Origin of the sequence: Micromonospora sp. NPDC048999 (assembly GCF_040649295.1) — a bacterium.
In the GTDB taxonomy this organism is placed as follows: Bacteria; Actinomycetota; Actinomycetes; order Mycobacteriales; family Micromonosporaceae; genus Micromonospora.
In genome coordinates this window covers 1-12,845 of the sequence record NZ_JBEZFI010000029.1, presented here as the reverse complement: position 1 = coordinate 12,845, position 12,845 = coordinate 1, and the positions used below count along the sequence as shown (strand labels likewise).

The 12,845-nt window shown below is 74.0% G+C and carries 8 protein-coding genes; 7 read left to right on the top strand and 1 reads right to left on the bottom strand.

Annotation, left to right across the window (positions count from 1 at the left end; translation table 11 throughout):
* Positions 1–27: 27 nt before the first annotated feature.
* Positions 28–3,030 carry a type 2 lanthipeptide synthetase LanM family protein gene (locus AB0C02_RS24285; protein ID WP_357551093.1) on the bottom strand — a complete coding sequence of 1,001 codons (3,003 nt, stop codon included), beginning with the start codon at positions 3,028–3,030 and terminating at the stop codon, positions 28–30.
* A 279-nt stretch (positions 3,031–3,309) separates the two neighbouring features.
* Between AB0C02_RS24285 and AB0C02_RS24280 the strand changes: the two genes are divergently transcribed.
* The 7 genes from AB0C02_RS24280 (at position 3,310) to AB0C02_RS24250 (ending at position 12,739) form a co-directional block, all read left to right on the top strand.
* Positions 3,310–3,915 (top strand): response regulator transcription factor, encoded by a 606-nt coding sequence (locus tag AB0C02_RS24280; protein WP_357551092.1) that lies wholly within the window; start codon positions 3,310–3,312, stop codon positions 3,913–3,915.
* A 192-nt stretch (positions 3,916–4,107) separates the two neighbouring features.
* The gene (locus AB0C02_RS24275) at positions 4,108–5,049 is read left to right on the top strand and encodes an ornithine carbamoyltransferase (RefSeq protein WP_357551091.1); all 942 of its coding nucleotides are present in this window, start codon (positions 4,108–4,110) and stop codon (positions 5,047–5,049) included.
* Complete coding sequence (locus AB0C02_RS24270; RefSeq protein ID WP_357551090.1) at positions 5,049–6,278, top strand: MFS transporter; 1,230 nt, start codon at positions 5,049–5,051, stop codon at positions 6,276–6,278. Before AB0C02_RS24275 ends, AB0C02_RS24270 begins: the two co-directional genes overlap by 1 nt.
* Positions 6,271–8,571, top strand: coding sequence for a lantibiotic dehydratase (locus AB0C02_RS24265; protein ID WP_357551089.1), 2,301 nt, complete (start codon positions 6,271–6,273; stop codon positions 8,569–8,571). Before AB0C02_RS24270 ends, AB0C02_RS24265 begins: the two co-directional genes overlap by 8 nt.
* Positions 8,571–10,046 carry an amino acid adenylation domain-containing protein gene (locus AB0C02_RS24260; protein ID WP_357551136.1) on the top strand — a complete coding sequence of 492 codons (1,476 nt, stop codon included), beginning with the start codon at positions 8,571–8,573 and terminating at the stop codon, positions 10,044–10,046. Before AB0C02_RS24265 ends, AB0C02_RS24260 begins: the two co-directional genes overlap by 1 nt.
* 61 nt (positions 10,047–10,107) lie before the next feature.
* Entirely contained in the window at positions 10,108–10,374 is a 267-nt protein-coding gene (locus tag AB0C02_RS24255) for an acyl carrier protein (protein ID WP_357551088.1), read from the top strand.
* Positions 10,375–10,378: 4 nt separating this feature from the next.
* Positions 10,379–12,739: a lantibiotic dehydratase gene (locus AB0C02_RS24250; protein ID WP_357551087.1), complete on the top strand. Its 2,361-nt coding sequence runs from the start codon at positions 10,379–10,381 to the stop codon at positions 12,737–12,739.
* The last annotated feature ends 106 nt before the right edge of the window (positions 12,740–12,845 follow it).

Genomic DNA, 12,845 nt, shown 5'->3' with positions numbered 1-12,845 from the left:
GGTGGGAAGGTCTCGGTCGGCGGTGGCTCATTCCGAGGAGTGAGCCACCGCCTCGGAGGGCTTTCGTGGGGTGGGTTGCAGTAGCAGGACCGAGGGCACCCGCTCGGCGAAGCCGAGCCGGAGCAGCCCGTACCCGATGCCCGCGAGTCCGTTGAGCAGCCCGGGGGTCGCGATGCCACCGGGCGTCCCGCAGTAGGGGGCGTGCTGGTTGATGGCGGCCAGGATCTGCCCGGCCCGGTGTCGCCGTACCTGCCGCGCGGCCCGGCCCCGGGCGGCTCCTGCCACGATCAGCACCTCGGCGATGCCGAGCTCACCGTGGCAGAGGCTGAGATCGCGCAGCACCGGACGGTCGGCGAGCCGTGGCAGGACCGACCGGGCCGCGGCGTCGCCGGTCAGGCCGGTACGCGCCAGCAGCAAGCCGGCGGCCCCCGAACACCAGCCGTACGACTCGTCGGCGATCGCGCCCGCCGGCGTGCCGGCCCGGGAGGCCGCGCGCCACGCCGCCTGCGCGTACCGCTGGTCCGCCCCGGATTCGGCGAACCTTGCCAACGCCCAGCCGATGCCGGCGGGCCCGGCGGCGAAGCCCGGCAGCACCGGCTCGCCGTCCTCCGCGCACCGGCCGTCGGTCCGCTCGACCAGCTCGACCAGGCGGTCGGCGTACGCCTCGGCCAGCCGGGCCGCCGCGGTCGAGCCGAGTTCGTCCCGGACCGCGGCCATCGCGGCGAGGCAGCCGGCGCTGCCCGTCGTCCAGCCGGGCGGTGCCGGGAAGGGAGCCGCCGTGGCGGACAACTCGACGGCCGTCTCCGCCCACTCGCCCAGCGTCGCGTCGCCGAGCAGGGTGGACATCCGGGCGAGCCCGTAGGCGATCCCGCCGAGCCCGGAGGTCCCGCCGCAGCCGATCGCGGAGATCAGGTCCGGTCGGCCGCCGAGCACGGTCCACAGCGTCGGCACCGGCCCGACCGCGCGCCGGGCCACGTCGGCGTACCGGGCAATGCCGGTCAGCTCGGCGAGCTGGGCCAGGAACAGCGCGACGCCGAGGTAACCGTCACCCAGGCTGGCGCCCATCGGCAGCACCATCCACCGGGCGTCCTCCACCGCCTGCAGGCCGATCCAGTTCACCCGGCCGCCGCGCCCGTCCGCCTGCCGCTCCGTCATGCCTCGGGCGACGATCTGGTCCGCCAGGCCACAGGCGGCGGCGAGGAGCCGACCGGGCTCGGCGTCCACGACGGTCGCCGGACCCGGCAGCGGCGGTGCGCCGCGGTGCCCGTCGACCGGGCGTCGGGCGGCCAGGCTGGCGGAGATGATCCACTCCTGGTCACCCCGGTCGACCTCGTCCATCGCCTCGACGGTCGAGACCGCGCCGGCCAGACCGCTTCGGTCGAGCAGACCCGGCACCCGCTCGCCGGTGGCGGCCCAGATGTCCCGAGTCCCCGGGTGGCTGGTCAGTAGGGGGATGTCGCCGGACCGCAGGTCCGCGATCTCGTACGGGGCCAGTGCCCGCCAGAGCGGATGGTGGGCGGACGCATCCCGGAGCGTGCCCAGGGCCTTGTCCCAGCCGTCGACGTCGCCCAACAGGTCCGGCTCGGTGGACTCGTCCAGCAGGCGGGCGTACCCGCCACTGCGCCGGATCACCACCCGGACCTCGACGTCGCGGCACTCCCGCAGCAGATCGGTGAACGCGGCTCGGTCCCGGACGATCGCGTCGTACCCGAGCCGGAAGCCGGCCAGCACGGCCGCCTCGTGGTCGGCCGAGTCCAGCAGTTCCGAGCCGCGGTGCGGACGGTTCTGCGCGCCGGGGAACGGCGCCGCCCGCCGTACCAGCCGGGCCGTGTCGGTCGCCGGGGGATCCCAGTCCAGCACCCCGTCGGGGCGGGCCTCGCCCGGGTCGCCGCCCATCCCGGAGTAGTCGAGGGCGCCGTACTCGCCCACGGTCAGATAGGGCAGCAGCCCGGTACGCCGCACCGAGGCGGCCAGCGCCGCGGCGGCGGGGTCGGCGGTGACGGTGTGCCCCGCCGGCAGCAGGGGGTGGAACAGCGTTTCGACGTCGATCAGGACCGGCTGGTCGGCGCTGGCGATGACGTTCTCGCAGTGGATGTCGACCGCGCGGGTCGCGTACAGCGCGGCGAGCAGCACCCCCTCGCGGCGGTAGAAGTCCACCGCCTGCCCGGGGTGGCCCAGCGGCCGGTGCGCCACGAACTCGACCCAGCCGTACCCGGGTCGGGCCAGCATGGCCGGGGTACGGAGCTGGACGTCGGGCAGCCGCTCGTTGAGCCAGCCGACCACCACGCCGAACCGGGCCAGCGCCTGCGGGCCGCGCGGCCGGTAGATCACCTGGCGACCGTCGGCGAACCCGACGACCGACACCGAGCGGCCCCGCCGGTGTGCGTCGCCCAGACCCGGCCGGATGGTCACGATCGGTCCCGGGTCCACCCCGTCGAGCAGGGCGTCGACGATCGCCGCGCGGTCGGCCCCGAACCGGGCCAGCAGCTCCACGGCGGCCTCGGTGGCGAGCTGGCTGGTCGTGGCGAGCAGCCGGGCGAGCACGGGATACTTTTCGACCAGTCCGACCAGCCCGGGTCGGGTCGACAACCGGGCGATGAAGTCGGTGAAGCGCTGCCGGCCGTCGGCGCCGACCAGCTTCCCGCCGGCCCGAGCCACTTCCAGCTCGCGCAGCATGGTGCGCACCGCGATCCGGGCCAGCCGCCCGGCCAGCACAGCGGTGAAGCTCTCCGTCAGGCCCTGGAGCTCGACCTGGCCCGGAGCGAGGTGGCGGCGGGCCGCCTCGGCGAGCAGTTCCCCGGCGCCGGTCAGGAACGGTCGCAACGGTACGGCGAACGCGTCCGGCCACTCGTCGACGGCCGGCGGTCGGCCGGCCGGGCGCACCGCCGCGACGGAGACGGCCTGCTCGACGACGTCGACCCAGTCTGGTCGCGACGATCCCGACCCGCCTGAGAGCGGGCCGTCCGCCGGCCCCAGCGCCCTCGCCCACCACCGTGGGCCGAGTTCGGCGGCGGCGGAACCCTCACCCACGGGCGTCGATAGAAGACTCACGCCTCGTAAGCTGCCACACCGGCGTGGCCGGGTCATGGGTAGACGCCACCTACATTCTTCCGGCCCATACGCAGACCGGGGTCCGTGGTGGCGGCCCGAAGCGGCCGGCGCAGCGCGGATCTGTCGTACACCCGGCCGGAAGCGGCCGTGGCCGCGCCGCTTGTCGGGTGTCCGGTCCCGGAATTGGCGGGTGTCCTACCCATGCGCACACCCGGGTCGCCGTACTTCGATGACTGTATTGCGACGAGGAGGTCCGAGATGGGCGAACCCGTAAGCGTCAACGTTGTCGCGTTGGATCCGGTGCTGGAGGCCGGCACGACCAGCGCCCTGTTCAGTTGTCCGGACATCGCCGTGGTGCTGCCGGGCGAGGCGGCCTGGGTCACCGTCGTGATCGTCGACGACGTCAGCGACGAGATCCTCGACCTGGTGCGGGCCACCCGCGCGAAGCCCCACCGGCCCGAGGTGGTCCTCGTCGCCGCCGAGTTGGCGGCGGCCGGGGCGCTGCACGTGATCGCGGCCGGGGCTCGGGGCCTGCTCCGCCGGCGGGACGCCAGCCCGGACCGGCTGGTCCAGGCGGTGCTCGCCGCCGCGAGCGGCGACTGCCTGGTGCCGCCCGACCTGCTCGACGGCCTGCTGGAGCACGGCGCCGTCGCCCGGGACCCGGCACTGGCGGCCAGCCTGACCGAACGGGAACGCGCGGTGCTGCGCATGGTCGCCGACGGCCACGAGACCGGGGACATCGCCCGGGCACTGTGCTATTCCCCCCGCACCGTGACGAGCGTCCTGCACGACATCACGCACCGGTACCGGCTGCGCAACCGGGCCCACGCCGTGGCGTACGCGCTGCGGGCCGGGCTGCTTTGACCCGCCACGGCGCCGCCACGGCCGGACGGGTAGTACCGGCAGCGGTGACCGCGAGCCGCCGTGCCACCGCTTCCCTGGCTGGCCAGGGCGGCGACCAGACAGTCTGAGTCCGTCGGGCGAACGTCGACCGCGCGGGTGTCCACGTAGGACCGGCGGGCCACGGGGGCGCAGCCCAAGAACTGGGAGGTTCCGATGCCCATGCGCCAACACCTGATCTCGATCGACGATCTCGAGGACGACGACCTGCACTGGATCGTCCGGCGCGGCGTCGAGTACGCGTCCGGGCGGCACTCGGACGCCCGGCCCCTGCACGGCGCCGTGGTCGGCGTCCTGTTCCGCAAGACGTCCACCCGGACCAGGACGGCCTTCTCCGCGGGCGCGCTGCGCCTCGGCGCCAACTTGATCACGTACGGTCCCGCCGACCTGCAGGAGAACACCGGCGAGACGGTCGAGGACACCGGGGCGGTGCTGTCGCGCATGCTCGACGTCCTGGTCGCCCGGACCGCCGGCGCCGAGTCGGAGCTGCGGGCGTACGCCGCCCAGCGCCGGATGGCGGTGGTCAACGCGATGAGCGCGGCCGAGCACCCCACCCAGGCGTTGGCCGATCTGACCACCCTGGCGCAGCACTTCCCGGCGATCGACGGCCTGCGGGTGCTGTACGTCGGGGAGGGCAACAACACCGCCTCGGCGCTGTCCCTCGCGCTGGCCCGGTACCCGGGCACCGAACTGCACCTGCGCACGCCGCCCGGGTACGGCGTCGAGGCGCGATTCATCGACCGGGCCCGGGTGACCGCGAAACGCACCGAGGCGAGGATCGAGCAGCGCCACGACATGTCGGCGCTGCCCGAGGTGGACGTCGTCTACACGACCCGGTGGCAGACCACCGGTACGACGAAGCCGACCGCCGACTGGCGTACCGCGTTCGAACCGTTCCGGGTCGACGGCGCGGTGCTGGACCGCAGCGGCGCGACGGTGTTCCTGCACGACCTGCCGGCGCACCGCGGCGAGGAGGTGACCGCGGACGTGCTGGACGGGCCGGTCAGCGTCGCCTTCCGGCAGGCCGAGAACAAGTACCACAGCGCCCGTGCCGTGCTGGAGTGGTGCGCCGGTCGGACCACGGTTGGTGGCGCGTGATGACGCACCGACGCGGGCCCGTTGCCCTGTACCTCGCTGGTGGGGTGTCTTCCGTCGGCACCCAGATGACGATGCTGGCGTTGCCGTGGCTGGTGCTGGAGAGCACCGGGTCGGCGGCCCGGACGGGTCTGGTCTTCGCCGTGCAGATCCTGCCGATCGCGCTGCTCGGGTTCCTGGGCGGCGTCGTCATCCAGCGGTTCGGCGCGCGTCGCACGATGCTCGTCGCCGACCTCGCCCGGGCCCCGATCGTCGCCCTCGTTCCGGTGCTGCACGCCACCGGTGCGCTCAGCCTCGGCGTCCTGCTGGCGTTGGTCGCCCTCATCGGGGTGTTCGGGGTGCCGTACGCCGCGTCGCAGCGGGTGCTGGCGGTCGCCCTGATCGACGACGATCCGAAGGCGCTCACCCGCGCCAACAGCGTCCTGGACGGCATCTACGGCGTCTCCGCGTTCGGCGGTCCCGCCCTCGCGGGCGCGCTGATCGCGGTGGCCGGACCGGCCCAGGTGCTCTGGCTGGACGCGTTCTCGTTCGCGTTGTCCGGGCTGGTCCTGCTGGCGTTCGTACCGCAGGTCGGCCGGTCCGCGGCGGCCCGGGGCGGCCCGCGCGGGGCCCTGGCCGGGCTCCGTCACCTGCGCGCCGACCCGTTCCTGGCCCAGACGGTGATCTCCACGCTGATGTACGGGTTCCTGCTCCGGGTCCTGGCGGTCGCCCTGCCGTTGCTCGCCTTCGTCAGCTTCGACGGGAACGCCCGGTTGGGTGGCCTGCTGGTCGCCGCCGAAGGGGCCGGCGCGCTGCTCGGTTCGCTCGGGGTGTTCGTGGTGGCCAGCCGGGTGGCGCCACACCGGCTGGCCGGCGTCGCCATGATCGCCGTCGCGCTTCCGCTGTGGCTGCTGCCGCTGCCCGTTTCGCCCGCCGTGCTGGTGGCGGCGGTGGCCGTCTCGGCCGCGGCCGTGTCGGTGTCGAACGCCCCGTACATGACGATTCTCGGCACCCGGGTCCCGGCCGAGTTGCTGCCCAAGGTCCTCCAGGCGGTCCTGACGATCAGCAACATCGCCGGACCGCTGGGTTTCCTCTGCGCCGGCCTGCTGATGCAAGGGGTCGGGATCCGGGCGAGCCTGGTACTGGTCGCGGTCAGCGCCACCCTCGCCACGCTCAACTTCCTGATCGCGCTGGCCCGGATGGACCGGGTCGGTGCCCCGCCCGCCCCGCAGGAGGTGCTCAGCAATGCCTGACGACCTGCTCTTGACCGGCGGCTGGCGGCTGTGGCCGCAGTTCGCCCTGCGCGGGCCGGGCTTTCCGGCCGACGGGGTGCTGCGGCTGGCCCCGGAGGGGATCGCGCTGGCCGCGGACAAGCTCCCGGACGCGCTCTCCGGCCCCGAGTGGGACGAGTTCGCGCGGCGCTTCGAAGCGGCGGCGGTGCGTACCGCCGGGACGCTCCAGGAGGTCGCGGCCAGGTCGGACTTCCGGGCCGCGGTGGGGTGGCAGAACCGGGCCGTGCTCGGCACCGGGATCGCGCCGTTCCTGTCCTGGGCGCCCACGGCCGCCGGACGTACCAGCATGCCCCGGCAGCGCGAGGAACTCGTCGCGCACTACTGGCAGCGGTTCTGCGTCAAGAACGACACCATCGGGTTCTTCGGCCCGGTCGGCTGGGGACGATTCGACCCGACCCGAGCGGGCGTCCTGGTCGACCCCGGCGACCGCCTGGTCGCCGAGTCGGAGGTGTACCTGTCCAGCTGGGCGGTGGACACGCTGGCCCGGCAGATCGCCGCCGACCCGGGGCTGCGGCGGTGGCTTCCGCCGCGCCGGGTGCCGTTCGCCCGGGTCGAGGACGGGCGGGTGTCGTTGCCGGGCCGTCCGGCACAGGCCGTCGCACCACCCCTACGCCGGATCCTCGAACTCTGCGACGGCACGCGGCAACCGGCCGCCCTCGCCGACGCGGTCGGCCGGTCCGTGCCGGAGGTGCTGCATGCCCTCCAGACGATGGTGGAACAACGCTGGATCGTCTGGCGGCTCGACGTGCCGTCCGGTGCCCATCCGGACCGTCAGCTGCGCGCCCTGCTGGAACGGGTGCCGGATCCGGCGGTGCGGCAACGTGCCCTGGCGAAGCTGGCCGTGCTCGAACACGGGCGCGAGCGACTGCGGTCGGCCGTCGATGAGCCCGACGCGCTCATCGCCGCGCTCGCCGGGCTGGAGGCGTCGTTCGTCGAGCTGACCCGCGCCCCGGCGCAGCGCGAGAAGGGCACCCGCACGGCGCCGTGCCGGGCGGTGGCCTACGCCGACTCGCGCCGAGCCGCGACCGTCCGGGTCGGCACCGGGGTGCTCGACGCGTTGACGCCCCTGGGACTGTGCCTCACCGCTGCCCGCTGGATGACGAACCGGGTCGCCGAGGCCGCCGAGGCGCGGATCGGCGCCGCGTACCGGGAGCTGCGCGACCAACGGTCGACGGTGGATCTGTCGGCGCTCTGGATGCGCTGCCAGCCGACGCCGTATCCCGGCGCCGCCACCGACGCCGAGCAGATCCAGGCGGAGTTGCGGCGGCGGTGGGAGCGGATCGTCGACGCGCCGCCGGGCGCCCGCCGGGTGCAGCTGTCCGCCGCCGAGATCGCCGACGCGGTGCGCGACGCGTTCGACGGGCCGGCGCACGGCTGGAACCTCGCCCGGTACGTCAGCCCCGACGTCTTCGTCGTCGGCGACGACCCCGAGGCGGTGCGGCGCGGCGACTGCACCCTCGTGCTCGGCGAGCTGCACGTGGCGACGAACACCCTCGACCAGTCACTGTTCGTGATGCAGCATCCCGCCGGCCAAGAGCTGCTCGACGAGACGGACCGGGACTTTCCCGGCCCGCGGGTGCTGCCCATGCTGCCGAAGGAGACCCCGCAACTGCGGTGGTCGGCCCGTAACCGGCCGGCGCTCGACCGGCCGGGGGACTACCTCGTCGCGGTGGTGGGGCACAGCGCCGACCCGCACCGCCCGCGTACGGTGCTCGGCGCCGACGTGCTGGTGCAGGAGCGGAACGGCCGGCTCGTGCTGGTGCTGCCGGACGGGGCCGTGTTCGGGCTGCTGGACGTGTTCGGCTACGCCCTGACCAACCAGGTCATCAACCGCTTCTCGCTGCGCTCGGGCGCCGACCACTCGCCCCGCGTGACGGTGGACCGGATGGTGGTGGCCCGGGAGTCGTGGCGGTTCACCGCCGAGGCGCTCGACTTCGCGACGGACAAGATCGAAGCCCGGCGGTACGTGCGGGCGCGTCGGTGGCGCGACGCGCACGACCTGCCGCGCTTCGTCTTCGTGGTGTCCCCGGCCGAACCACGACCGTTCTATGTGGACTTCGACAGCCCGGTCTACGTGAACATCCTCGCCAAGGCCGCCCGCCGCCTGCACCGCGCGGACCCGGCGGCCCGGCTGACCGTCACCGAGATGCTGCCCACGCCCGAGCAGACCTGGCTGACCGATCACCGGGGGGCCGGATACGGCTGCGAGCTGCGGCTCGTCGCCGTCGACCAGACCACGGGGGAGCCCACATGATCAGCACGTTCGTCGCCGACCTTCCCGCGCACGACGCGCCCGCGATCGTGACCCTCGACCGGATGCTCAGCTACACCGAGCTGGTGGCGCGCGTCGAGGGGCTCGCCGGTCGGCTCGCGGCCGGTGGGGTGGGGCCGGAACGGGTCTGCGTGGTGGCGCTGGAACGGGGACCCGAGGCGGTCATCGCGATCGCCGCGGTGCTACGGGCCGGCGCCGCGTTCCTGGCGGTGGACGTCGACCTGCCCGACCAGCGGATCGCCTCGCTCGTCACCGGCGCCGACGCCCTGCTCACCACGGCGGCGCTGGCGCAGCGGTTCGCCACGCTCGACGTACCGGGGCCGACCATCCTGCTCGACGGGCCCGGACCCACGGCCGCGCCGCCGTCCGGGGTCGCGCCGCGGTCGCTCGCCTACGTGAGCCACACCTCCGGCTCGACCGGTACGCCGAACGCGGTGCTGATCGAGCACCGGTGGCTGCACGCGTACCTGCGGTTCGTCGCCCGCGACCACCGGCTCGGGCCGGACACGGTGGCGGTGCAGCTCGCTCCGCTCGGGTTCGACGCCTCGATCAGGGACATCTTCGCGCCGCTGGTGGCCGGCGGACGCCTGGTGATGCTGCCCCGCTCGGCGCTGCTGCGGCCGGACGAGTTCCTCGCCGCCCTGGACCGGTTCGAGGTCAACACGATGCTCAGCGTCACGCCGTCGTTTCTCACCTTCCTGGCGCGTCACGACGGCGTCGCGCGGCGGCTACGCGGACTCCGGCTGGTCGGCACGACCGGCGAGTCGATGCGCCCGTTCCTTGCCTCGGGCGGCCGGCACCTGATCTCCGGGCGGCTGGTCAACCAGTACGGCCCGACCGAGGGCACGATGACCGCGACGAGATTCGAGGTGCCGGTGGCGGCGGACACCACGGCCGACCTCATCGGCACCCCGATCGACGGCGTGGCGGTACGACTGCTCGACAACGACCTGCGGCCGGTCCCGGACGGCTCCCCCGGCGAGGTCTGCATCGCCAGTGCCGGGGTGGCGCGTGGCTACGCGGGCCGGCCGGCGCTGACCGCCGAGCGGTTCATGCCGGATCCGTTCGGCGCCCCGGGTACGCGTCTCTACCGCACCGGCGACCTGGCCCGGCGACGTCCCGACGGCAACCTGGAGTACCTTGGCCGGGCCGACCGGCAGATCAAGATCAGGGGTTACCGGGTGGACCCCGCCGAGGTCGAGGGAGTGCTGTTGACCCACCCCGCGGTGACCGGTGCGGCGGTCACCGCGGTGACCGACGAACAGGCCCGCACCTACCTCGTCGCCCACCTCACCGGCGAGCTGGCCGAGGTCGGCGACGCGGCGCTGCGCGGGTACCTGGCGCAGAAGCTGCCGCCGCACATGATGCCCCGGCGGTTCGCCCGACTGACCCGGTTTCCGACCACCCGCACCGGCAAGATCGACCGGCGCGCGCTCACCGCCGGCGGCGTCCGATGACCCGTCGGCCCAGCCCGGCGGCGTCCACGGATCAGGGCACCAACCCCACGGAAGGAATCTGATGACCACCATCGACGACATGACGCTCGCCGGCACCGACATCCGGGAGCTGATCACCTCGATCTACCGCGAGACGCTCTCCGACAGCGACCTCGACGCGGACAGCGACTTCTTCGAGGCGGGCGGGGACTCACTGGCCGCGTTCCAGATCACCGGGCGCCTTGAGACGGCGCTCGGGGTGGAGGTTCCGGTGGCGTTGGTGTTCTCCTACCCGACACCGGCGGAGCTCGCCGAGGTCGTCGAGGCGGACGCGGTCTCGGGGGTCTGACGGCATGGACGGCATGATCGGCGCCGACCGCGCCGGACACCCCGCGCTGCTGCTCGGTGGACGATGGCGGCTGTGGGACCAGTTCAGCCTGCGCGGGGCGGGGTTCCCGGCCGACGGCGTCCTGCGGCTGGCGGATCACGAGATGGCCCTGGCCGCCGACCGGATCGACCCGCCGACCGCCTCCCGGCGCACCTCCACCGCCGATGCCCGGACGGGTGCCGTCCCGGCCTCGGCCGCGGAGTGGAAGACGTTCGAGGAGTCGTTCGCCGCGTCCGCGGTCAAGAGCGCCCTGACGCTACAGGCGGCCGCGGCGACGCCGGAGTTCCGTACGGCGGTGGCGTGGCAGAACCGGGTCGTGCTCGGCCGGGCCGTCCAGCCGTACCTGTCGTGGCGACCCACGGCCGCGCGCACCAGCCAGGTACGGCAGCGGGAGGAACTCGTCGCGCACTACTGGCAGCGGCTGTGCGTGAAGAACGACACGATCGGCTTCTTCGGCCCGGTCGGTTGGGGTCGGTGCGACCCGACCGGGCCGGGCCTGGCGGTCGCCCCCGGCCAGGGCCTGGTCGCCGAGACCACCGTCTACTTCGCCAGCTGGGCGATCGACGGCCTGGCCCGCAGCATCGGCGCCGACCCGGCGCTCGCCGGTTGGGTCGCGCCACGGCGCGTGCCGTTCGTCCGGGTCGACGGGCGGACGGTGTCGCTGCCCGGCCGGCCGGCGCAGCAGCTCACGCCGGAGCTGGCCGAGGTCCTGCACCGCTGCGACGGCACCCGACCGGCGGTACGGATCGGCCAGGAGCTCGGTCACGACGTCACCGACCTGCTCACCGAGCTGGTGCGGCGCCGCCTCGTGGTGTGGCGATTGGACATCCCCGCCGACGCCTTCCCCGAGCGTCACCTCCGGGCGTGGCTGGAAAACGTGGCGGACCCGGCCACCCGGCAGCGGGGTCTCGACAAGCTGGCCGCGCTGGAACACCACCGGGCGGGGGTCCGCGCGGCCACCGGACCGGACGAGCTGTCGGCGGGGATGGCCGCGCTGGAGGACGACTTCGTGGCGCTGACCGAGGTGGCCGCCACCCGCGAGAAGGGCGCGACGACCGCGCCCGGGCGGGCGTTGGTCTACTCGGATTGCCGGCGGGCCGCGTCGATCCGGGTCGGCCCGGCGGTCCTGTCCGCGCTGGCCCCGCTCGACCCGCTGCTGACCAGCGCCACCTGGCTCACCTCCGCGCTGGCCGAGCGGGTGATGACCCGGGCCCGCGGGGTCTTCGACCGGCTGGGCGGGCCGGTCGACCTGGCCACGTTCTGGTTCGCGTGCATGCCGATCCTGCACGGCGAGGCCGTCTCGGACGTCACCGAGTTGCAGGCCGAGTTCTGGGCGCGGTGGAGCAGGCTGCTACGGATCGACGACGCCACCCGACGGGTCACCCTGTCCCTGGCCGACCTCGCCGACCGGGTACGCGAGGTCTTCGACTCGCCCGGCGGCGGCTGGCCGACGGCGCGGTACCTCAGCCCGGACGTCATGATCGCGGCGACCGACGCCGAGGCGGTCGGGCGCGGCGAGTTCGAGCTGGTCCTCGGCGAGCTGCACGTCGCTATCAACACCCTGGGCGCCTCGCTCTACCTCAACCAGCACCCGAACCCCGCCGAGCTGGTCGAACTGACCGATCGGGACCATCCGACGCCAAGGCTCCTGCCGCTGATCTCCAAGGAGAACCGGTCCCGCCTGTCCACCCGGATCCGCTACAGCCTCGCCCGGCCGGAGGACTACTACGTCGCGTTGGTGGACTTCACCGCGGACCCGCACCGGCCGCGTACGGTCAACAGCGCCGACGTCACCGTGCGGGCGCGCGGGGAACGGCTGGTGGCCGTGCTGCCCGACGGGGCGGAGTACGACGTGGTCGACGTCTTCTCGCACGTGCTGACCTCGCTGGTGTTGGATCGCTGGCGGATTCTGCCCGAGCACGACCACACCCCGCGGGTGACGGTGGACAAGCTGGTCCTCGCCCGGGAGACCTGGCGCTTCGCCGCCGGCGAGCTGGCCTTCGCCGAGGAGCGGACCGAGGCCCGCAGGTTCGTCCGGGCCCGGCGGTGGGCCACCGCCCACCAGCTGCCGAGGTTCGTGTTCGTGACCTCGCCGACCGAGCCGCGGCCGCTGTTCGTCGACTTCGACAGCCCCGTGTACGTGAATCTGCTGGCCAAGGCGGCACGCCGGCTGATCCGCAAGGACCCGGACGGGCGGCTGACCGTCACGGAGATGCTGCCCACCCCCGAGCAGACCTGGCTCACCGACGATCGGGGCAACCGCTACACCTCGGAGCTTCGCTTCGTCGCGTTCGACACCGCCGGCCTCGACGAACCGGAGTCCTGAGGCCGGCACCGAAGCGGTCCGCCGGCGGATGCCGGCGGACCGCTCTGTCGTCCTTAGTGGTCCGCGCCGTAAGTCCTTCGGGGGTTGACTGGCCGGGGTTTGGGTG